Genomic DNA, 21,465 nt, shown 5'->3' with positions numbered 1-21,465 from the left:
GGAGGGCCGCTCCGTCACCCGGACGGAACGCCCGGGTGGCACCGGGCCGCCGCAGCGGAGAACGTCGGGCGAGGGGCCGGCAGGGGCGCGCGGCGCAGCCGTGCGGCCGGCCCGGTCACGCCACTCGGAGAGGTACGCCATGGACAGAGCCTCGCTGGACACGGTCGAATCCGTCGTCCGCGACGGAAAGGTCGTGATCTCGGCGGACGACAGCACCGTCGTGGCCATGGTGCAGGGCGCGGTGATGAGCGGAAGAGCGGTGACGTTCTACCTCTCCCGGGCGCAGTTCACGGCCGTCAACGCGTGGTACTGGACCCCCACCCGCATCCGGGCGGTCGGCATGGAGGCGGTGACCCACGAGGAGAAGGCCCGGATCGAGTCCGAACTCGGCATCAGGATCTCGGGGTCCTCCTACTCCAACCGCATCGAGTGCCACTGCGGCCGGGGGTACGGGACGTTCGAGTTCGTGCAGCAGGGGATCCGGGAGCACGGCCGGGAGGCGGTGGCGGCGGCGCTGGAGCTCGAGGTCTCCCACGTCCTGCGCGTCAACCAGCCGCTGACCGCCGTGTGCCCCGACTGCGACGAGGAGCTCCTGGCCCGCCATGACTACAAGCAGGACAAGTACGCCTGCTGCAAGGACACCAAGCCCGACGGCGGCACGCCGGTGGCGTAGGAACGACGACGGAGGAAGCCCATGCCCTCGGAGAACAGGCGACACGAGTTCCGCGTCGAGATCGACGGGCTGGAGCTGTCGGACGAGGTACTGCGACGGATCGACGGCGCCGTGCGCAGGGCCGTCCTGCACGAGATCGCATCGGTGGACCTGCTGAAGGATGGCAGGAGCGTCGACCTGCTGGCCGAGGGGCTCACCGCCTCCTCGATCGGGGGGCACGGGGGTACCCAGGGCATCCGGGTGCGTCCGGCGGCGGAACGGTGACCGGCCCGCAGGCCGATGCGCGGGCGCCGGGCCCGTGCCGCCCGGAGGAGGGGCGGCTGTGCCCGAGTTCCACCTGCCACGAGGGCGCGGTCGTGATCGGCGTCCTCGGTGAGGACGGGCGCCTGGGCTACCTCCGCCCCGCCGTCCCCGTCGACGAGGGGTTCGTCGGCGCGGCCCGGCGCCTGGGCGACCCGGAATCGCGTTTCCGCTTCGCCGGCGCATGCGTCCGGGAGTCCTGCGAGCACTGGAGCGACCGGCGGTGCGGACTCGTCGGCCGGCTGGCGGACGCCGCGCGGCAGAGGGGAATCGGCCCGGCGGCGGAACCGCCCCGGTGCGCGGTCCGGGCGGAGTGCCGCTGGTTCGCCCAGGAGGGGCGGTCCGCGTGCTCGGTCTGCCCCGTGGTCGTCTACAGGCCCACCGAGCGGCGGGCTCGGGCGGGGGACGGGGACGGCCCCGCGGAAGTACGGGTGCCGTGAGCAGGCGCCGCACGCGCCCCGCGCTCCGGTGACGCGGCCGGCACCGCCACCGGGTCCGCGCCCGTTCCGGTAAGCGCGTCCCGTGGGTCTCCGGTCGGCGTTCCGGGCCGGCGCCGGCGGGGCCGGGTCCCGCGGCGGGAACCCGCGGGGCGTACCCCGGCTCCTGCCGTTCCGGCCCCGTGCCGCGGCCGGCGGATGCCGGTGAGGGGCCCGTGCGAGGGGCGCCCGGGCGCGTGGCTCGGCGGTCTCCGCGGCCGGACGCCTCGCGGCGCCCACCGCCGGTCGTCCCGGAGCACGACCGGTCGTCCCGGCCGCACGCCCGGTGACGTGGAGCCTCGGACGAGTGCCGCGCGGCCTTCCGGCATCCGGCCTCACCGGTGCCGGGCCGGGGCACCTCGCAGCCGGGGTACCTCGTAGCCGGGCGCGGCGGCCGGCCGGTGCCGGGGCGCTCCGGAGTCCCCGTCCCGAGCGCCCCGGCCGCCCGTACCGGACGCGCCGGAAGCGCCGCCGGCGCCGCCGGTGCCGCCGGTGCCGCGACACGGCCGGTTCGCGCCGGGCCCGCGCGGGAGTCGGATGCCGGGGACCGGCCGGTGCGCCCTCGGCACGCCTCCCCCGCCGCTCCGGGCAAAGGCCGGGCACCCGCCCGGACCGCGTGGCCTGACACGGACGCCGGGCGGCTCTCACGGCTCCCCCGCCCCGTTTCCCGGCTCCGGACCCTTGTGCGAGGGGCGGGTCGTCTGCCACATTCACCACAGCCGTTCATGACATGTACGCGACATACATGTCGGGCCGCCGCGTGCGCCCGCACGCCGCGCGGCCGTGCACGGCGAGTCCTCGCCAGGACTCACCCGACCCCCCACACACAGGAGACCGACGTGCGAATCAGCAGAATGATCCCCGCGCTCGCGGCCACCGCGCTCGCGGTGTTAGGACTCGCCCCCACGGCGGCGGCCACGACCACGGCCCAGCCCCCGGCCGCGGTCGGCGCGCCCGCCGCGGCGCCCGGGGCCGCCTCCGTGCAGCCGATCATCGGCGGAGGCTACGCGAGCGACGCCCCCTGGGCCGCCCGGCTGTTCTCCAACGGCCGGCAGACCTGCAGCGCCTCGATCATCGCCCCCACCTGGATCCTGACCGCCAAGCACTGCGTGGGCGGCGGCGGCCTGTCCTTCCGCATCGGCAGCCTCGACCAGACCAGCGGCGGAACGGTGGCCAACGGCGTCAGCGTCCACAACCACCCCTCCTCGGACCTCTCCCTGGTCCGGCTGGACCGCTCGGTGGCGGGCACCTACGCCCGCCTCGGCCAGCCGGGCTCGGTGGCGGTGAACCAGACCGTCCAGGTCTACGGCTGGGGGGCGACCTACCAGTGCGGTTCCGAGATCAACTGCCAGTCGCGGTACCTGAAGGTCGCCGACGTCATCGTGAGCGGCGCCTGCCGTGACGCGTACGGCGGCTCCGCCATCTGCGCCCGCCGCGGCAACGGCATCACGGCGGGCGGCGACTCCGGCGGCCCGATGATGGCCAACGGCGTCCAGGTGGGCGTCGCCTCGACCAGCGACCGCCAGACCACCACCGCGTACACGAACGTCACCGCCTACCGCTCCTGGATCCAGGGCGTCGCGGGCGTGTGACCGCCCCTCTTCCCCGCCGCCGCGACCGGGCGGAAGGGGGAGGGCGCGAAGGGTGCGGACCGGCCGCCCTCCCGGCACGGAGGCGGCCGGTTCCGTGCGTGCGGGCCCCGGCGGGTCCTCCCGCCCGCCGCCGCGCCGGGGCCGGGAGGCGTGGTCAGAAGGCGTAGCGGACCCGCAGCCAGGGGGCCTCGGCCTCGATCAGCCCGCGGAGGGTCGCGATCGACGCGGCCTTCACGTCGTTGCGGTAGCGGACGTTGCGGTCGCCGTTCTGGGACAGCTTGGCCTGCTGGATCTCCGGGCGCCACAGCACCTCCTCGGCGCGCGGGTGCCAGCCGAGGTTCACCTCGTGGAGGCGCTCGTTGTGGGTGAGCGTGATGACCTCGGCCCGCGCCTGCTCCTTCACGCGGCGCGGCAGCACGTCGTCCAGCTGCCGGAGCAGTTCGGACCAGGCGCGCTCCCAGCCGGGCCGGACGACCACGGGCGACAGGTTGAAGTGGACCTCGTACCCGGCGTCCAGGAAGTCCGCGGCGGCGGCGATGCGCCGCTCGACCGGGCTGGTGCGGATGTCGAGCGTCCTGGAGTCGGCGTGCGGCATCAGGGAGAACCTGATGCGCGTCCGGCCGCGCGGGTCGAGCTCCAGCAGGTCGGGGTTGACGAACTTGGTCGCGAAGGACGCCTTGGCCGTGGGCCAGTCGCGGAAGGCGTGGATCAGGTCGGCGGTGTTGTCGCAGATCAGGTCGTCCACCGAGCAGTCGCCGTTCTCCCCGATGTCGTAGACCCAGGCGTGCGGGTCGCACTGGTTGGGGGCGGGTTTCGGTCCCTGGGCGGCGACGTGCCGGGCGAGGTGCCGGACGACCTTCTCGACATTGGTGAACACGGTGATCGGGTTGGCGTAGCCCTTGCGGCGCGGTACGTAGCAGTAGGCGCAGGCCATCGCGCACCCGTTGCTGAGGCCGGGGGCGATCCAGTCCGCCGACCTGCCGTTCGGGCGCGTGGTGAGGGAGGAGCGCTCGCCGAGCACGAGGGTGCGGCTCTTGAGGCGGACCCACCTCTCGGCGTTGCCCTCGTCGCCGTGGAGGCCGGGGATGCGCCAGTGCGAGGGGGTCTCCACCACCCGGGCCCCGGGGAAGCGGGCGATGATCTGCCGGCCGCGGGGGGACGCGGCCGCGGCGGGCTCGGCGTGGATCTCGTGCACGTCCAGCAGCCTGCGGGCCTCCGGCGAGTCCCGGAAGGCGCGGGTCCGCGCCGGTCCGCCGCCGGCCGGCCCGAGGTCGTCCACGGGGAACAGCCCCTCCTGGGTGCCGTCCGCGCCGGCGGACGGGTGCCGCATGACCATGCCGGGAGCTCCGATGCCGAACGGGGACGAGGAGGGCGCTGCCCTAAGGGGGCGGACCGCTCACGCGCCGCGGGACGGTCCGCCCTCCACTGTACGAAACGGGACACGCCGGGCGGGCCGCGGCCCCCGGCCCGCCGGGGNGGGCGGCGGGGGCGCGGTCCGGGGGAACCGGCGGACGGGCCGGGGTGCCCGTGAGCGCGGCGCCGCCCGGGGCTCCGGGGCGGACGGGCCGGTCAGTCCTCGCCGTGGGCGAAGGGCGCCGGGCCGCCGCCCCCGCCGGCGAGGTGGCGTTCCAGCCAGTCGGCCGCGGCGCGGCGGAACAGGCGCCGGTTGTCGGCCCGCTGGAAGTCGTGCCCCTCGTCGCGCAGGGTCAGCATCTCGGCGGCGATCCCCCGCTCCCGGGCGGCGCGCACGAACTGCTCCGACTCGCCGGGCGGCACGTTCGTGTCGTACTCGCCGTGGACCGCCAGGACCGGTACGCGCAGGGCGTCCACGCGGTGCAGGGGCGACAGGGACCGCAGCAGGTCGCGGTCGCGTTCCGGGTGGCCGTACTTGTGCGCGGCCGACTCGGCGATCCAGGGCTCCGTGCCGGCGAAGAACGACTGGAAGTCGGACATGCCGCACACGGCCACGCCCGTGCGGAACAGCTCCGGGTGCCACACCAGGGACGCCATGACGAGGTAGCCGCCGTACGAGCGGCCCATCACCGCCAGCCGCGAGGGGTCCGCCGGCCCCGCGAGCACGGCGTGCGCGGCGCAGTCGGCGACGTCCTCGATCGCGGCGAACCGGCCCGTGCCGAGGTCGGCGTCGACGAAGGACCGCCCGTGGCCCGACGAGCCGCGCACGTCCGGCGCGAAGACGTCGAACCCGCGTCCCAGCAGCTCGTGGTAGAGCGGGTCGAGCACGGGGCGCTCCTGCTCCTCGGGGCCGCCGTGCAGGTGGATCACGCAGGGCGCGGGCCGGTTGGCCGCCCGGCCCGGCGCACGGTAGTACCAGCCGCTCAGCGGCGTCCCGTCACGCGCGGTGAACCGGTGCAGGACCGGCCGGGTGGGGTGGCGGCCGGGCGGCACCGCGTCCTCGTCGCGGGAGGACCACGCCGTCCTGACCGGCGCGCCGGCCTCCGGCAGCCACCAGACCCCCGGGCGCCGCTGCGAGCCGCTCAGGGCGATGGCCGCGCCGTCCGCCCCGGCGGGCACGACCCGGGTGGCGACCTCGTGGTCCAGCGGGACCTCGCGGCCCGCCTCCGCCACGGGCGGCGCGCCCGTCGTGCCCGTCGTGCCCGTCGTGCCGGGGAGGGTGCGGAACTCCAGGTCGCTCACCCCGCCGTCGTTCCACGCCAGGAAGGCGCCCCGGCCCTCGTGCGCCACGGAGAGGAGCTCCAGGTCGGCCCCGTCGCGTTCGGCGGCCGTCGACAGGGCCGCGATGCCCCCGTCGGGTGTCAGGTCCGCGGCCAGCAGGGCCGCGAACTCCCGGTCGGCGTCGCTGCGCAGCCACAGCCGGCGCGCGTCCGGGGAGAAGGCGCCGATCCACGGGTCGCCGTCGGCGACCGGCACGGCCGCCGCCGCCGCCAGGTCCGCCAGGCGCACCACGACGGCCTCCCGCCGGTTGCGGGGCCCGCGCCGCAGCACCGCCAGCCGGCCGTCCCGGCTGACGTCGCAGACGCGGAGGGTGGCCGCCGTCTGCTCGACGGCGACCAGCACGGGCGCCGCCACCCCGTCGGGGTCGATCAGGTACGCCGCGAGCCCGTTGCCCGCCCGCACCGTGGGCGCCTCGGGGAGCGGCGCGGGCGGTACGGCGTGCGGGGCGCCCAGGAGCCGCGCGCCGCGGGCGGCGGCGCCGAGGGCGCGGACGGCGGGGTCCACGTCGCCCCGGTGCGCGCCGCCCAGCAGGACGGCGTGCCCGTCGCGTTCGCTCCAGCCCGCCGGCGGCGCCAGGGCGTGCGGCTCGCCCGGTTCGGCCGGGTCCCCGGCCGGGAAGGGGGCGGCCGGTCCGGGGCCGGGCCCGGCCGGCGCGGCGACGGTGACCGCGACGGCCGACCCGTCGTGCAGCCAGCACCCCAGGTAGGCGGAGGTGCCGGGCTCCGCGCCCGCGAGGACGCGGCGCCCGGTGCCGTCGGGGCGCACGCACAGCACGCGCGAGTGCTCCCCCCCGCCCGGCCTGGTGGTGTAGGCGATCCACCGGCCGTCCGGCGACCAGGACACCTCCGACACGGGGTCGGGCCCCGCGTCGAGGAGGTGCACCTCGTCGCCGTCCACCGGCCCGGTCCACAGCTGCGGCACGCCGCCGCGGTCGCAGATGAACGCGATCCGCGCCCCGTAGGGGTCGGCCGACGGGTACCAGCAGCCGTGGGCGGTGAGCCGCACCGGTTCGTCGCGGGCGCCCTCGGCGGGCGCCAGGGGGACGGTGGAGGGCGCCGCGACCGGCGCCTCCTGCCCGTCCGGGTGGGAACCGGTCAGCCGATGCCGTGCTTCTGCAGCCACAGCTCCAGCAACGCTACCTGCCACAGGCCGTTCGCCCCTCGCCTCGTACGGTGCTCGTCGGGTGCCGCGAGGAGCTCCGCCACGTACTCCTCCCGGAAGATGCCGCGGGCCTTGGCCTCGGGCGCGCCCAGCGCCTCGCGCACCCGGTCGAGGACCGGGCCCGCCATGTGCTTGATCGCGGGTACCGGGAAGTACCCCTTGGGCCGGTCCACCACCTCGGCGGGCAGCAGCTTGCGGCCGGCCTCCTTGAGCACGCCCTTGCCGTCGTGGGCGAGCTTCAGCTCGGGCGGGCAGGCCGCGGCCAGCTCCACCAGCTCGTGGTCGAGGAACGGCACCCGGGCCTCCAGGCCCCAGTCCATGGTCATGTTGTCGACGCGCTTGACGGGGTCGTCGACGAGCATGACGTGGGTGTCCAGCCGCAGGGCCGCGTCGAGGGCGGTCTCCGCTCCGGGCCGGGCCATGTGCTCCTGCACGAACCGCCGCGAGACGTCCTCGCCGGGCAGCATGTGGGGCTGGACGATGCCGGCCAGGTCCGCGTGCGTCCGGTCGAAGTACGCCTCCGCGTACGCCTCGGCCGCCCGGTCCCGCTCGGGCACCGCGAGGCGCGGGTACCAGTGGTAGCCGGCGAAGACCTCGTCCGCGCCCTGGCCGCTCTGCACGACCTTGACGTGCTCGGCGACCTGGCGGGACAGCAAGTGGAAGGCGATCACGTCGTGGCTGACCATGGGTTCGGCCATCGCCGCGACGGCCGCGTCCAGCGCGCCCGACACCTCGGTGGACGGCACCATCAGCTCGTGGTGGTCGGTGCCGAACTGCCGGGCCATCAGCCGGGAGTAGTGGAACTCGTCGCCCTCCTCGCCGCCAGCCGACTCGAAGCCGACGCTGAACGTCGCCAGGTCGCGCTGGCCCTCCTCGGCGAGGAGCGCCACCACCAGGCTGGAGTCCAGGCCGCCGGAGAGCAGCACGCCCACGGGGACGTCGGCGACCATGCGGCGGCGCACGGCGACGCGCAGCGCCTCCAGCACGGCGTCCCGCCACTCCTCGCCGCTCATGCCCTCGTGCTCCGGGCGGCGGGTGTAGGAGGGCTCCCAGTAGCGGTGGTCGCGGTGGGTGCCGTCCGGTTCGATCACGCGGACCGTGGCCGGGGGCAGCTTGGTCACGCCGGCGAGGATCGTGCGCGGCGCGGCGACGGTGGCGTGCCACGTCAGGTACTGGTGGAGGGCGACCGGGTCGATCGAGGTGTCCACCCCGCCGGCGGCCAGGAGGGCCGGCAGGGAGGAGGCGAACCGGAGCCGTCCGGGGGCGGCGGCCAGGTACAGGGGCTTGATCCCCAGCCGGTCACGGCCGAGGACGAGCTGCCCGGTGCGGTGGTCGAGGAGCGCGAACGCGAACATCCCGTAGAAGTGGTCGACGCATTCGGTGCCCCACTGGAGGTACGCCTTGATCAGCACCTCCGTGTCCGACGTGGACACGAAGCGGTGACCCAGGCGTCGCAGCTCCTCCCGCAGTTCCTGGTAGTTGTACAGGCAGCCGTTGAAGACGCCGGTGACCAGGCCGTCGGGGTCGTCGGTCATCGGCTGGGCGCCCCGGTCGGACAGGTCGATGATCTTCAGCCTGCGGTGCCCCAGGGCGACCGGGCCCCGGGTCCACAGGCCCTCGCCGTCGGGGCCGCGCGGGGCCAGGCGGTCGTTCATCCGCCGGACCGCGTCCAGGTCGGGGCGTCCGCCGTCGAACCGTATCTCGCCGCTCAGACCGCACATCGCGTATCACCTCCCGCGCGAAGCGCCTCGTCCTCCTCCTCGGCGCGCGCCCGGGTGACCGGGGCGCCGCTGCGGCAGGCGAGTGGGGTGTCGCCGCACATGGGTTCCTCCTTCTTCGTTCGTGTGTGTCGCGTGCCGGACCGCCCGGCCGGGGCGGGCGCGGCGGCGCCGCGCCCCGGCACGGGGTCAGCCGCCGATGGGCTCCACGGAACCGCGGCGCAGTCCCGGCCGGGCGGTCCGCACGACCCGCTGGCCGAGGTCGGCCCGGCCGCCCGGGCCCCGCGTCAGGGCGATCAGCTCGTCGACGCAGGCCAGCAGGTCCTCCCGGGCGGCGGTGGTGCGCAGCCGGTGCGCGGCGCTGCCGTCGGCGAGGGCCTTCTCCGACAGCTCCCGCACGGTCGCCCAGTCCCCGCACTCCTCCAGTTCCGGGCGCAGGCGCGTCAGCATGGCGCGCACCACGCGGGCGGCGGGGGCCGGACGGCGGGACACCGGGTCGATCAGGTCCCCCTCCAGGCCCGAGCGCGCGGCCCGCCAGGTGGCCGCCCGCAGCCACTCGTGGCGGCCGTCGCACTGCGGGACCCCGCCCGCGGCGACGCGCTCGGTCGCCCGCATCACCAGGGCGCGGAAGACCGCCGCGACGAGGACGACCGTCTCGGCGCTCGGGGAGGAGTCGCAGACGCGCAGCTCCAGCGTGGGCTGGTGGTCGGAGGGCCGGAGGTCGTGGTAGATCATCCCCGGGTCGGTGACCACGCCGGACGCGATCAGCTCGGCGACCGCGGCGTCGTACCCGGCCGCGTCGGGGAAGCAGCCCGCCGGGCCGGCGGTGGGCCAGCGCTGCCACAGCATGGTGCGCCAGCTCGCGTAGCCGGTGTCCGCGCCCTCCCAGAAGGGCGAGCTGGCGGAGAGCGCCAGCAGGACCGGCACCCAGGGCGCGATCACGCACATCGCCCGGACCGCGGTGTCGCGGTCGGGGACGTCGACGTGCACGTGGGTGCCGCAGATGAGCTGCTCGTCGGCGATGCGGCGGTACTCCGACATCATGTGCCGGTAGCGGCGGTCCGGTGTCACGCGGCCCGCGTCGTCGTCCGCGAGCGGCACGGTGCCCGCCGCCACCACCGCCAGTCCGTGGCCCGCGGCGCTGCCGCCGAGCCGTGCCCTCGACTGGATCAGGTCGGCCCACAGGGAGTCCAGCGTGGTGTGGACGTCGCTGTTGGACTCGACGATCGACTGGAGGAGCTCCGTGGTGAAACGTCCCTTCGGCAGGCCCTGGAGCACCTCTCCGGCCCGCGGCACCAGCTTCCCGGTCTCCACCTCGAGGACATGGAACTCCTCTTCCACTCCGACAGCCAGTGTCACCGTCACTCCTCAGACCAGTGCGCGGCTCGACCGCGCTCGCACAGTCCGACTGCCCTGAAGATCGGGCCACACGCCTGAGCTCGTTTATTCCACATCGCGGAAGTAAACTTCCGAAAAGCATGATTTTCCGTTCCCTCAAGGGAACCCCGTGGAGCCCTCCCCCGCAGCGCCCCGGGGGGCAGCCCCATGGGCCCCGGCCCCCGCGGGCGACAGGATCGGCACATGCGAATCCGACGCACCTCGCCCGCGGGAACGGCCCGCCTCGCCCTCGCCGCCCTGGGCACCGCCGCGCTCCTCCTCACCTCCTCCGCGCCCGCCGGGGCGCACGGGCCCCGCCCATCCGCCGCGCCGGGGACGCTCATGGCCGTCGAGGAGGAGGGGCGCCTGAGCGCGGCGGACGTGTCGGAGGCCCTGCGGAACGCGGGCATCGACACCACGCGGGTCAGGTACGGGGCGACCTGGTACCGCGTGCTCTACCGCACCACCGGCAGCGACGGCTCCCCCACCACGGCCAGCCAACTGGTCGTCCTGCCGCACAGCCGGGAGACCTCCCTGCCGGTCGTCTCGTGGCTGCACGGCACCACCGTCCACCGGGGCGAGGTCGCCTCGGTGAACCCCGCCTCCAACGACCGGCGGGCGGCCCTCCTCCTCGCCTCCACGGGCAGGGCGGTGTCCGCGCCGGACTACGTCGGGCTCGGCAGGGGCGAGGGGTTCCACCCGTACGGCGACACCGCCGCCACCGTCTCCGCCTCCGTGGACGCCCTGCGCGCCGCGCGGACCCTGGCCCTGAGCGCGGGCCGTACGCTGCGGCCCGAGGTGGCGGTCAGCGGCTTCTCCCAGGGCGCCCAGGCGACGATGACGGTGGGGCGGGCCCTCCAGCGGAAGGGCGGCGCCCCCCACTTCCGGCTCGGGGCGCTGGCACCCGTGTCGGGCCCCTTCCACGTGAGCGCCTTCGAAGCCGCGGCGGCCGACGACGCGGTCGCCCACTCCTCCCTGTACCTCGCCTACTTCGTCACCGCGTGGAACCGGATGTACGGGCTGTACGACACGCCGTCGGAGGCGTTCCGCGCCCCCTACGACCAGCGGATCGAGGAGCTGTTCGACGGCGACCACACCGCGCGCGAGCTGATGGCCGCCCTGCCCGCCACGTCGAAGGAGCTCTTCACCGCCGCCTTCCTGGAGCGGATCAGGAACCCCGACGGCGCGCTCGCCCGCGAGCTGCGCCGGCTGGACCGCGTCTGCGACTGGCGGCCCGACGCGCCCGTGCACCTCTTCCACGCCCGGGGGGACCGGGACGTGGCGTTCGCCCACGCGGAGCACTGCGCCGCCCAGTTGGAGGGCAGGCGCGCCGATCACCGCCTGACCGACCTGGGGGACCTGGACCACAACACCTCGGTGAAACGGGCCCTGCCGCGCATCGTCGACTTCCTCGACCGGCAGGCGCGCTGAGCCGCCCCGCCGCCGGACGGGCGCCGGAAGCACGGCAGTCGCCGGGACGCCGAGGTGTCGGGGCGTCGGGGTGTCGGGGTGTCGGGACGCCGAGGTGTCGGGGCATCGGGGCGTCGGGGCGGCTACGTCGCCGCCGGCCCTCGTTCCGCGGTGAAGCCGTGGAGGTGCAGGTCGCGCAGGACGCCGAGTTCGGCACCGTGGTGGGCGACCTCGTCCAGGGCGTGCAGGGCCAGCAGCAGGTAGCTCTCGTGGCCGTACACGCCCGCGCGGGAGCCCATGGGTTCGAGGAGGCGGTCGTCGCCGAGGGACCCGACCCGGCTGCGGAACCGGGTCCAGTCGCCGACCATCGCCCGGACGCCCTCCACCGCCGTGCCCGGCCACCGGTGGCGCTCGTCGTCGCCCTGCTGCCGGTCCCCGAAGAAGCGGCCGTAACCGCGCAGGCAGTCGGCCCCGATGTGCCAGGTCCGCCAGGCGATCGTCGTGAACGGCGCCGGGCGGGGGGCGCCCGTGGGCCGGGGGTCGGCACGGAACACGCCGTCCGCGCCGGCCCGGACCGTCCTGCACGGGGTGGCGGGCTCCCAGAGGTACTCGGCGTCGGTGAGGCCGTCGAGGCGCGCGAGGATCCTGGAGCACACCTCGTCGAAGGTTTCGAGCAGATCGCGGGTGACGGGGCCGGGCGAGGGCATGGACATGGGCTGCTCCGGGTTCGCTGGTGGTCCGGTCCGTGCTCTGGGCGCTCCGTGTTCCGTGGTCGAACGGACCGCCCTTCCGCCCTGGTTCCCGCGCGGACGGGCCCTGGGAGGAATTGCGCCACCGGCCGGCCGGAACGCTCGAACCGCCTTGACCTGAAGTCTGGTTGAGGTTCCACGATGGTGCGGTGACTGACAACGGAATCACCCTGATCGACGCGTGGGAACTGCCCGAGGACCGGATCGACGAATCCGTCGCACGCTGGCGGGAGCGCGTCACCCTCATCCGCACCGCCCCCGGATTCCGGGACGCGCGGCTGCACCGCAGAGTGCACCCGGAGTCCCGGCTCGGCCTGGTCAATGTGGCGCACTGGGACAGCGTCGAAGCCCGGGACGAGGCGCTGGCGCATCCCGACTTCACCGCGTCGGCGGCCACCGCGGCCGGTTACGCCACCGTGCACGGCGGCTGGTACCAGGTGGCGGCCGAATGGGCCACCGTGGAGGGCAGTGCGGGCGAAGGACCGGGGATCACCCTCATCAACGCCTTCGAGCTGCCCGCCGAGCGGATCGACGAGTGGCTGCCGCACCGGCTCGACCAGGCGGAGCTGATGAGCAAGGCGCCCGGTTTCCGGGACAGCCGGCTGCACCGTGCGGTGGCCCCGGACACCCGCTTCCAGCTGGTCGACATCGCGCACTGGGACAGCCCCGAGGCGTGGCACGCGGCGGACAGCGGCTCCCGCCTCCGGCAGCCCCCGTCCACCTCCCCCGACTTCGCCGTCGCCACCCCCGCCCTCTTCCGGGTCGTCGCCGGATTCTGAGCGCGGCGCGGAAGCGCCCGCGAGTCGTACGTCCTCAGCCGCGAGCCGTACGCTCCCGGTCCCTTCCGCCCGGGCGGCCGCATCCGCGACGCAGGCGAACCGGACGGGTGGCGCACCGTGCCGACGGCACGTCCGGTAACGCGGGCAGGGCGTCCGGGACCGTTCCGTGACGAGCGGCCCGGACGCCCTGCGGATCAGCTGAACACCGTGGCGAGCAGTATGCCGACTCCGACCTGATCCTGCGGTGACACATGTCCCGCCAGGGGCTCTGCACTCACCCGGAGCCGGAGCCGCCCGGTCCGACCTACCAGGAAACGCGCTGTTCAGCGCGTTTCACGCAGGTCAATTCGCTGAGAAGTCCTTTGAGGACAACGAGGAACCCCCTGCGATTCTCTTGAGTTCGAGGCGAATCGTAGGGGGCTCTCACATCCGCCGACTACTCGTCGGCCGGTACGTTCCTTCCGACGCAGAGGCGGCACCGGCACGGCGGCCACTGGGACGAGAACGGCGGGGGGCCGGCCTTCCTCTCCGTGACCTCCACTTCCCTCCCCCACGTCTTTCCGGAATCACGAGAAACACGAAGAGTCATGAACGACTTGCCGGTCATGCGCTCAACCTCGCGTAGTCGATTCCGGTCGTTGCCAGGACCAGGAACGTGCACCGCTCCCGCCGACGCCCATGTTCCTGAGCACGCTCATGCGCAATGAGGTACGGACGGACCAGCGCGGTTTCCTCACCTCTCAGCGCGTCACGGACAACGTGCGCGGCTCCGTCGTTCGAGGGTCGACCTGCGGGCGCACCCTGGGCGCCCGCAGGCCGGGGGCAACCTGCCAGTTGCGTCGGTGCCGCAGACCGACGCCTCCCTCGGGGGGACAGGAGCAGGGCGAGAATCGCGGCAAACATGCTTCGCACCAGGAGACGGTCCTTTCGTCTCTCGGACCCGTTTCGCCGCTCCGTCGAGATCCGGCAGAACGAGCCATCACCGTTCCGGCAAGGCGCCGGAGCACTCACCTTACTGGACCTTGCTATAGCTCGCTACCACTAGCCGCAACCTGCTGCAGCCCGCAGCCTTGATCATGTGGAACTGGACCCGACCCGAGCGAAGTGGACGCAGATCGCCGCTGAGGTCGAGCGGCGCATCGACGCCGGCACGTACCCGGCGGGATCGAAGCTGCCCGGCATCCTGGCGCTGTGCGCCGAGTTCGACGTAGCTCAGGTGACAGCGCGAAAGGCTCTCGCCGATCTACGCGAGCGTGGACTCATCCGCACCGAGAACGGTATCGGGTCGTTCGTCAACTAGCCTTCTGGCGAGTTGAGTTGCCCCTCCGAGGCATCGACCCCGCGCTTGCCGGCCGGAAGCTGCGCCGAAGCCGCCTCCGGGAGCGGTCGGAGCCGACGAGGACTGTCCGATCGGAGGCGGCGGGACTGCCACGAGGGCGGTGAGAACGACAGGAGGGCGTCAGGGAGCTGCGGCGGCCCGGTCGGACTCGCTGCGCAGGACGCAGAACTCGTTGCCCTCGGGGTCGGCGAGGACCACCCAGCCGGAGCCGTCGGGATTCCGGTGGTCGGCGAAGAGGGTGGCGCCGAGACCCAGCAGCCGTTCCACCTCCTGCTCGCGCGAGGTCTCGGGGCGCAGGCACAGATGGATCCGGTTCTTGGCCGTCTTGGCCTCGGGTACCTGGTTGAAGTACAGCACCAGGCCCTCCGCCAGGGGCACCTGGACCTCCGGGTCACCCGGCCTGCTCTCCGGATGCAGCGGACGACCGGTCACGCCGCTCCAGAAACGGGCCAGCCCGTAGGCATCCGCACAGTCGATCGCCATGTTCTGCACCATCGAGACCATGCGCGCGAGCCTTCCCTGTTTTCGCCCTGGATGCCACCAGGTTGCGCTCGTCCTTAGCACCTACGCCTACGGTCCGGGCGGGATTGGCGGCATTTTCGATACATATCCCGGACACAGCCGGGAGAACACGAGGCACCGGGTGCGGCCCAGCCTCCGGCACGCCAGGCCACGGGCCCGAAAGCGCACAGGGGCGAACTCGCACGGCCCCTACTCGTAGCCCCCTCGCGCCATGTACGGTCCGGGCTCCCGATCCCGGTCCGTACACCGTCAGTCGTCAGCGGGGTCGTCCGCGGACTCGTCAGCGGGGTCGTCCGCGGGGTCGTCCGCGGGCCGGTCGTCCTCCCCGGCCGCGGAACCCGCGGCGGGACTCTCCGTGCGGTCCTCCAGGTGGACACCGGGGGTGCCTGCGGGGTGGGGGAAAGGTCGGTGCTCTCCTCCCCCGGCTCCAGCAGGGTGTCGGCGGCGCCGACGATCAGCGGGTCCGGCTCGCCGAATCACGAAGAGTCATGAACGACTTGCCGGTCATGCGCCCAGCCCCGCGTAGTCGACTCCGCTCGTTGCCAGCACCAGGAACGTACGCCGCTCCCGCCGGCGCCGCCGTTCCTGAGCACGCTCATGCGCAGCGAAGTACGGGCGGACCAGCACGGTTTCCTCGCCCCTCAGCACGTCGCGGACAGTAGACGCGTCCCCGTCGTTCGGGGGCCGGCCTACGGGCGCACCGTGGACGTCTGCGGGCAGGAGACGACGTACCGGTTGTGTCGGCGCCGAGGCCCGCCGCTTCCCGCGAGCGGGCAACAGGGCGCGCAGGACCAGCGCGAGTAGGGTTCGCATGGCCGAAGCTCCATTCTTCGGTCAGCCTCGGCGCGGAAGCTCCGACCCTTCCCGCCGAGGCGCTCTTCTGGAGCTCTGAGACTAGCTGGCTAGTGGGTTACTTCGATAGCGGAAGCGTGCATTAGCCCACACGCTGACTACATGGAGCTAGACCGTTCGATTCCGTTTGCCGGGCAGGTTGCCGACGACCTGCGCCGACGCCTCGACGCCGGTGAGTGGAAGTCGGGCGACAAGTTTCCCGGCACCGTGGCCATTGCGGCGGAGTACGACATCAGCCAGTCGACGGCCGTGCGCGCCGTCGGCGTGCTGGTGTCGGAGGGCAGGTTGCGCAAGGTGATCCCGCGCGGGTTCTTCGTGATGTGACGCGCCAAGTGACAACGCCGTCAAGGAAGTCGGGGCCTTTGCGCACGACTCCGTACTCGCTGACCCGGGGCTGTGCCAGAACCGCCGCAGTCGGCAGGGTCGCCTGGTAGGGGCCGCCGAGACTGCCGTGACCGGTGACGAAGGTGACGCCGGGGCCCGGCGCGACCTTCCCGTCTCCTGCTCAGGTGAAGGCTCCGGGCGTAGCTCGGGGCGGCGTGATCCCAGACCGCCTTGGATTGGGGCATCAGGTGGACGTACGGACCGGGCTTCTCACCCGTACCGGCTCCCGCCGCAGACGGGCACGGCTCACACCCGGCGGGCGGCGACGGCCGGAGCCGGTGCGGGTGGGGCACCCGGGTCCTCGCTCCCGGTCCGTACACCGTCAGTCGTCCGCGGGGTCGTCAGCGGGGTCGTCCGCGGACTCGTCAGCGGGGTCGTCCGGGCGCCGGTCGTCCTCGCCGGCCGCGGAACCCGCGGCGGGACTCTCCGTGCGGTCCTCCGGGTGGACACCGGGGGTGCCTGCGGGNTGGGCGAGCGGGTGGGGGAGAGGTCGGTGCTCTCCTCCCCCGGCTCCAGCAGGGTGTCGGCGGCGCCGACGATCAGCGGGTCCGGCTCGCCGATGAGCTGCTCGTCCTTCCGGTCGTAGTCGAAGCGCCACAGCAGGCTGCGCATCGCCTCCAGCCGGCCGCGCCGCTTGTCGTTGCTCTTGACCACCGTCCAGGGGGCGTGGTGGGTGTCGGTGGCGCGGAACATCTCGACCTTGGCGGTGGTGTAGTCGTCCCAGCGGTCCAGCGACTCCAGGTCCACGGGGGAGAGCTTCCACTGCCGCACCGGGTCCACCTGCCGGATCGCGAACCGGGTCCGCTGCTCGGCCCGGGAGACGGAGAACCAGAACTTCACCAGGAGGATGCCGTCCTCGACGAGCATCCGCTCGAAGAGCGGGCACTGGTGCAGGAACAGCTCGTACTGCTCCTCGGTGCAGAAGCCCATGACGCGCTCGACGCCGGCCCGGTTGTACCAAGACCGGTCGAAGAAGACGATCTCACCGGCGGCCGGCAGGTGCGCCACGTACCGCTGGAAGTACCACTGAGTGGCCTCCTTCTCGGTAGGCTTGTCCAGGGCGACCACGCGGGCGCCGCGGGGGTTGAGCCGCTCCGTGAACCGCTGGATGGTCCCGCCCTTGCCGGCCGCGTCGCGCCCCTCGCAGAGCACCACCAGGCGCTGCCCGGTCTCCTTCACCCACCGCTGGAGCTTGAGCATCTCGATCTGCAGCACGCGCTTGCGCCGCTCGTAGTCGCCGCGCCGGATCTTCACGGCGTACGGGTAGTTCTCCCGCCAGGTTTCGATGGCCGCGCCGGAGCTGTCCAGCAGGATGGGCTGCTCGGGCCTGCTGCTGTCGACGGTCAGCCCGTCGAGCAGTTCCTTCGACCTCTCCCGGTCTTCCTCGGTGTCGTTCACACCCCCCGCGTTCCCCGGATCGCCGTCCTCTCCCCCGGCGGAACCGGCCGATATCCGGACTCGGGGATCCTCCGGGTGGACGCCCTGGTTCCGCATCGGCCCCGGCGGGCACCGGGCGCGGTACGGACACGCGCCACGGGCGCCACACGCGCCGTGTCCGGACGGCGTCGGCGGCGGGCTCCGCCGGCGGGTGTCGCGGTGCCACGCCCTGACGGCTGTGGCACCGCGACTAGCGGGCCGACTGGGGGTGGTAGTGCTGGCCGCCCAGCGGGGGCTGGGGACTGAGGGCGATCAGCCGCCCGAGGTCCCGCTGTATGCGTTCGGCCTCGCCGCGCACCGCCTGGGGGACGTCCCCCCTCTCCTCGACGAGGCGGCTGTAGATCGGGGTCTCCTGGAACACAGGCTGACTCTGCTTTCTGTAGCGCTTCCTCCGCCGCCGCGGGCGGGGCCCGCCCGCGGCGTGCCTCACGGCAGCTTAGAGGGAAGCGGCGACAGCGGATCACGGAACGAGAGGTAGGCCACACCGGCCGGGGCCCGGCACCGCGGCCCTCCCCGGTGCCCGTCCGGACGCGGTACCGGCCGGAGGAGCGGTGACCGGGCGGTGGCCCGGGGAGCGGGCCGGGGCCGGAGCCGTACGCCGGGCGGGGGCACCGCCCCGCNNGGCGGGCCGCTGCCGGACGCGCGGGCGGCAGCGGCCCGCCGTACCGGCATGCTCCCCGGCGGACCGCCCGGGGCGGGGCCGTACGCCGGGCGTGCGGCGCCGTGCCGGCGGGCCGCCCGCGGGCACTACGCCTCCGGGGGCAGGGCGGCTGCCAGGGCGGTGAGGAAGGCGTCCCGGTCGTGTGTGGCGACGGACAGGGCCCCGCCGTCGCGCAGGCCGACGACCACGGCGTCCATCCCCAGCGGGACGCCCCAGCCGCCGCCGGCCAGGCGGGGCGCGCCCCGGTCGGCGGCGCGCAGGCCGGGCACGGGCACGTCGACCGCCTGTGCGGAGGCCGCGTAGCGGGCCGCCGTGCCGGGGGCCGGTTCCCGCAGGGCGGCGTGGACGGAGGCGGGGTCGATGTCGGCGAGTGCGAACCGTTCCCGGCCGACGCGCAGCACGCCCCGGTCGGGGTCGACGGCGACGCGGTGGTAGACGGCCTTGGAGATCGGCACGGCGACGCAGGGCAGGAGCACCAGCAGGAACGACGCGGAGACGGTCAGCCACAGGCCGGTGTCCTCGGGGACCGCGTCGATGCCCAGCTTCACGACCAGGGTGAGGTAGACGCCGACGCAGAAGGCCGTCCAGGTCTTGGGGAGCCGTTCTCGGTACACGTGGCGCCTTTCCGGGTTCGACGGGGCACGGAAGCCGTCCGTCGGGACACGAGCCGAACCCCGTGAAGCCTACGTGCGCCCCGTACGGGGCGCGGACGGCCCCTGTGCGCGCCCCCTACGGGGGCGTCCGCCCGTGCGCGTCACCCTTGCCGGACGCTCCGGGCCGGGGCGATGGCGAAGTCGAAGTCCCGCAGCGAGCACGCGGCCAGGGGGCGCAGTCCCGCCAGGTAGCCGAGCGGGGCGGCCGGGGCGGTGCGCAGGCGCGTACGGGTGAGCCAGGGCGTCCCGGACACGCGGAGCGGCACCTCGACCGGTTCGCCCCGCCCGTCCGGGGCGGGCTGGAACAGGCGGGCCCGCAGCGGGAGTCGGCCGGGGAGGCGCAGGAGCGGGCGGTGCAGGGCGCTCACCCTCGGGGCCGGGTGGGAGTGCGCCGGGGAGGCGTCGGTGCGCATCGCGGTGTCCAGCAGCCCCGGGGCCGGCCGGGTGAAAGCGAACGTCGCGGGGCGCTTGGGGATGCCCCACAGGGCCCTGCCCCCGGCCAGGGACCGGGGGTCGTCCACCCACGCCTCCACCGCGCAGCCGCCGAGGGACCGGCCGCGCCGTACGGCCAGGGCGACCAGCAGTTCGCGGTAGGCCAGCGTGCCGCCCGGCCGGTAGTCCACCCAGAAGGTCACCACCGCGCACCGCCGTCCGATCCGCAGCGCGTCCACCCCGGCCGGCAGGGGCCAGCGCGGGAGGCGGCGCTCGGGCACCGGCCACAGCGCGGCGTGCATGGTCCCGCGCAGGTGCCAGGGGGGCGGCGGGTGGCTCTCCGTCATGCGGTGCGCCTTCCCGTCCGTGCGCGTGCCCACCCTTCTCCGTCCTCCCTCCGGGTGCGGGAGGCGACGGCACGGTGGCGGGCGACCGGTTCCGGCCACGGGTGGCCGGTTCCGGTGACGGGCGGGGTTCCGGCGGCGGGGGACCGGTTCCGGCGGCAGTGGCGGAGCCCGGCCCCGGCTCGGCCTCGGCGCCGCCGGTGCCCCTGTGCGGGCCGTCCCGGTCGCGGGGTGGTCTGGCCGTCCCGTACGCAGGCGCCCTACGCTCCGCCCGTGGCGGATGAGGCTTTTCGGGACCCGCGGCTCGCCGCGCTCTACGACCTGCTCGAACCGGACCGGGACGATCTGGTCCCGTACGTCCGCATGGCCGGGGAGTTCGGGGCGCGGCGGGTCCTGGACATCGGCTGCGGTACCGGCGTGTTCGCGCTGATGCTCGCCGGCCGGGGCCTGGACGTGACCGGGGTCGATCCGGCCCCGGCCTGCCTCGACGTCGCGCGGGGGAAGGCGGGCGGCGACCGGGTGCGGTGGGTCCGCGGGGACGCGACGGCGCTTCCGCCGCTGCGGGTCGACCTGGCGGTCATGACGGCCAACACGGCCCAGGAGATCGTCCGCCCGCGCGACTGGCACGGGACGCTGCGGGGGGCCCGCGCGGCGCTGCGGCCCGGCGGGCGGCTGGTGTTCGAGACGCGGGACCCCGCGCGGCGCGCCTGGGAGGAGTGGCACCGGGACGCGACGTACACCGTGACGGAGGTCCCGGGCGTGGGAACGGTCGAGAGCTGGCTCGAGCCGGTCGCGGTGGAGCTGCCGCTGGTGACCTTCCGGAGGGTGTACGCCGGGGNNNGCGNNNGGGNNCTGACCTCGGAGTCGACGCTGCGGTTCCGCCGGCGGGAGGAGGTCGAGGCGGACCTCGTGGCACGGGGGTTCGTGGTGGAGGACGTCCGCGACGCCCCGGACCGGCCGGGCCGGGAGTTCGTGTTCGTCGCCCGCCGTCCCGGACGGCGGCCGGGAGCGGGATGAGGGACGGCCCTGCGTCGGCGTCGTGGCCGTACGGGCCCCGCGGGAGCGGGACGACCGGACACGGGGGCGCCCCGCCCCGGGGAACCGCCGCCCGTCACGCGCTCCGCGCTCTACGCCCGGGGGGTTCCGTCCCAGCGCCAGGTGGCCGGCCGGGGGCGGCCGGGCAGGTCGGCGCGGCCGGTGGCCCACAGCAGGACGGGCCAGGGGGCCGCGGGCCGGGGGGTGTTCGGGAACAGCCGGTCGAGCACCCGCGCGCACAGGTCGGCGGGCGGGTCCCAGTCGAGTCCCAGGCCCCGGGCCAGGTCGTGGGTGTGCACCAGGGTCTCCACGATCCCCATGGCGGCGAAGCCCTCGGCGTCGGAGACGCCGTGGACGTGGTAGGCGCGGACGTGCGGCGGTGCCGTGCGGACCATCGCGACCAGCAGCGCGCCGCTCGCCTCCAGCACCCGCAGCAGTCCGGCGGGGCCCGCCGCGCGGTCGGCGTGGACGGCGTTCACCGGTCCGCCGGGCCGCCGGCTCTCCCACGCGAAGGGCACTTCACTGTCCAACGGCGGTTCTTCGGGCCCCAGTTGGACGGCGTACGCGAAGAGGTCGTCGCTCAGGTGCTCGGCGGTCTCCCAGCAGTCCCACTCCAGCGGGCCGGCCTCGCGGTCCCAGGCGTCCGGGGGCGCCGCGCGAAGGGCGGCGACGGCGAGCCGCAGGGCGAGGGCGAGGTCGTCCGCGGTGACGGGGGACGTGGGGGTGCCTGTCTCGGCCGGTCGGGGCATGGGTGGACCGTATCGCGGCCGGACGGGGGCGTGTCCGCATCCACCTCCGGCCCTGTGGAGGCGGGGCCGGGGNNNGGAGCGGCCTCCGCGGCGGCCCCGCCTGGAGGGCGGCCGGGGCCGCCGCGGAG

The 21,465-nt window shown here is 74.8% G+C and carries 18 protein-coding genes and 3 pseudogenes; 10 read left to right on the top strand and 11 right to left on the bottom strand.

Annotated elements, in window-relative coordinates; genetic code table 11:
- The first annotated feature begins 139 nt into the window (after positions 1-139).
- The 4 genes from MW084_RS23645 to MW084_RS23630 all read left to right on the top strand — a co-directional run bounded on the left by MW084_RS23645 (position 140) and on the right by MW084_RS23630 (position 3,041).
- The gene (locus tag MW084_RS23645) at positions 140-673 is read left to right on the top strand and encodes a hypothetical protein (protein ID WP_010473120.1); all 534 of its coding nucleotides are present in this window, start codon (positions 140-142) and stop codon (positions 671-673) included.
- A 21-nt stretch (positions 674-694) separates the two neighbouring features.
- Positions 695-937, top strand: coding sequence for a hypothetical protein (locus tag MW084_RS23640; RefSeq protein ID WP_010473121.1), 243 nt, complete (start codon positions 695-697; stop codon positions 935-937).
- Positions 934-1,413 carry a hypothetical protein gene (locus tag MW084_RS23635; protein ID WP_010473122.1) on the top strand — a complete coding sequence of 160 codons (480 nt, stop codon included), beginning with the start codon at positions 934-936 and terminating at the stop codon, positions 1,411-1,413. The genes MW084_RS23640 and MW084_RS23635 overlap by 4 nt, the downstream gene beginning before the upstream one ends.
- Positions 1,414-2,288: 875 nt before the next feature.
- Positions 2,289-3,041 (top strand): S1 family peptidase, encoded by a 753-nt coding sequence (locus MW084_RS23630; RefSeq protein WP_029553687.1) that lies wholly within the window; start codon positions 2,289-2,291, stop codon positions 3,039-3,041.
- Positions 3,042-3,195: 154 nt separating this feature from the next.
- Here the strand turns inward: MW084_RS23630 and MW084_RS23625 are convergent, their stop codons facing one another.
- The 4 genes from MW084_RS23625 to MW084_RS23610 form a co-directional block, all read right to left on the bottom strand.
- Positions 3,196-4,371, bottom strand: coding sequence for a spore photoproduct lyase family protein (locus MW084_RS23625; RefSeq protein WP_029553688.1), 1,176 nt, complete (start codon positions 4,369-4,371; stop codon positions 3,196-3,198).
- A gap of 239 nt (positions 4,372-4,610) precedes the next feature.
- Positions 4,611-6,857 (bottom strand): S9 family peptidase, encoded by a 2,247-nt coding sequence (locus MW084_RS23620; protein ID WP_010473125.1) that lies wholly within the window; start codon positions 6,855-6,857, stop codon positions 4,611-4,613.
- Entirely contained in the window at positions 6,830-8,617 is a 1,788-nt protein-coding gene (locus MW084_RS23615; RefSeq protein ID WP_010473126.1) for an N-acetylglutaminylglutamine amidotransferase, read from the bottom strand. Before MW084_RS23615 ends, MW084_RS23620 begins: the two co-directional genes overlap by 28 nt.
- A 186-nt stretch (positions 8,618-8,803) precedes the next feature.
- Positions 8,804-9,973 carry a carboxylate-amine ligase gene (locus MW084_RS23610; RefSeq protein ID WP_010473128.1) on the bottom strand — a complete coding sequence of 390 codons (1,170 nt, stop codon included), beginning with the start codon at positions 9,971-9,973 and terminating at the stop codon, positions 8,804-8,806.
- 222 nt (positions 9,974-10,195) lie between these two features.
- Here MW084_RS23610 and MW084_RS23605 point away from each other — a divergent pair, with 222 nt between their 5' ends.
- Positions 10,196-11,422, top strand: coding sequence for an alpha/beta hydrolase (locus MW084_RS23605; protein WP_010473131.1), 1,227 nt, complete (start codon positions 10,196-10,198; stop codon positions 11,420-11,422).
- Between the two features lie 122 nt (positions 11,423-11,544).
- On the opposite strand, the gene MW084_RS23600 is transcribed toward MW084_RS23605, so the two are convergent.
- On the bottom strand, positions 11,545-12,114 hold the full coding sequence (locus MW084_RS23600) for a DinB family protein (RefSeq protein WP_010473133.1): 570 nt from the start codon (positions 12,112-12,114) through the stop codon (positions 11,545-11,547).
- Between the two features lie 185 nt (positions 12,115-12,299).
- On the opposite strand from MW084_RS23600, the gene MW084_RS23595 reads away from it, so the two are divergent.
- Both MW084_RS23595 and MW084_RS23590 read left to right on the top strand, forming a co-directional pair.
- Positions 12,300-12,929: an antibiotic biosynthesis monooxygenase family protein gene (locus MW084_RS23595; RefSeq protein WP_010473134.1), complete on the top strand. Its 630-nt coding sequence runs from the start codon at positions 12,300-12,302 to the stop codon at positions 12,927-12,929.
- Positions 12,930-14,007: 1,078 nt separating this feature from the next.
- Entirely contained in the window at positions 14,008-14,229 is a 222-nt protein-coding gene (locus MW084_RS23590; RefSeq protein WP_010473136.1) for a GntR family transcriptional regulator, read from the top strand.
- A 159-nt stretch (positions 14,230-14,388) separates the two neighbouring features.
- Here MW084_RS23590 and MW084_RS23585 read toward each other — a convergent pair whose 3' ends face one another.
- On the bottom strand, positions 14,389-14,772 hold the full coding sequence (locus MW084_RS23585) for a VOC family protein (RefSeq protein ID WP_010473138.1): 384 nt from the start codon (positions 14,770-14,772) through the stop codon (positions 14,389-14,391).
- A 972-nt stretch (positions 14,773-15,744) separates the two neighbouring features.
- Here MW084_RS23585 and MW084_RS23580 point away from each other — a divergent pair.
- Positions 15,745-15,966, top strand: coding sequence for a winged helix-turn-helix domain-containing protein (locus MW084_RS23580; RefSeq protein WP_010473140.1), 222 nt, complete (start codon positions 15,745-15,747; stop codon positions 15,964-15,966).
- A 527-nt stretch (positions 15,967-16,493) separates the two neighbouring features.
- On the opposite strand, the pseudogene ppk2 reads toward MW084_RS23580, so the two are convergent.
- The 4 genes and pseudogenes from ppk2 to MW084_RS23555 all read right to left on the bottom strand — a co-directional run.
- A pseudogene (gene ppk2 / locus MW084_RS23570) lies at positions 16,494-17,424 on the bottom strand (polyphosphate kinase 2); the annotation flags it as partial.
- A gap of 229 nt (positions 17,425-17,653) precedes the next feature.
- Positions 17,654-17,824 carry a hypothetical protein gene (locus MW084_RS23565; RefSeq protein ID WP_010473144.1) on the bottom strand — a complete coding sequence of 57 codons (171 nt, stop codon included), beginning with the start codon at positions 17,822-17,824 and terminating at the stop codon, positions 17,654-17,656.
- Between the two features lie 386 nt (positions 17,825-18,210).
- The gene (locus MW084_RS23560) at positions 18,211-18,738 is read right to left on the bottom strand and encodes a hypothetical protein (protein WP_010473147.1); all 528 of its coding nucleotides are present in this window, start codon (positions 18,736-18,738) and stop codon (positions 18,211-18,213) included.
- Between the two features lie 140 nt (positions 18,739-18,878).
- Complete coding sequence (locus MW084_RS23555) at positions 18,879-19,556, bottom strand: acetoacetate decarboxylase family protein (RefSeq protein WP_158684348.1); 678 nt, start codon at positions 19,554-19,556, stop codon at positions 18,879-18,881.
- A 270-nt stretch (positions 19,557-19,826) separates the two neighbouring features.
- Between MW084_RS23555 and MW084_RS23550 the strand changes: the two are divergent.
- A pseudogene (locus MW084_RS23550) lies at positions 19,827-20,391 on the top strand (class I SAM-dependent methyltransferase); the annotation flags it as partial.
- 14 nt (positions 20,392-20,405) lie between these two features.
- A pseudogene (locus tag MW084_RS23545) lies at positions 20,406-20,570 on the top strand (SAM-dependent methyltransferase); the annotation flags it as partial.
- A 110-nt stretch (positions 20,571-20,680) separates the two neighbouring features.
- Here MW084_RS23545 and MW084_RS23540 read toward each other — a convergent pair.
- Positions 20,681-21,337, bottom strand: a complete 657-nt coding sequence (locus MW084_RS23540) for a maleylpyruvate isomerase mycothiol-dependent enzyme family protein (protein ID WP_010473154.1) — start codon at positions 21,335-21,337, stop codon at positions 20,681-20,683.
- Between the last annotated feature and the right edge of the window lie 128 nt (positions 21,338-21,465).

The sequence above is a fragment of the Streptomyces sudanensis genome (assembly GCF_023614315.1).
Classification (GTDB): Bacteria; Actinomycetota; Actinomycetes; order Streptomycetales; family Streptomycetaceae; genus Streptomyces; species Streptomyces sudanensis.
Note: the sequence above shows the minus strand (reverse complement) of the source record. Positions and strands in the feature narration are given on the sequence as shown.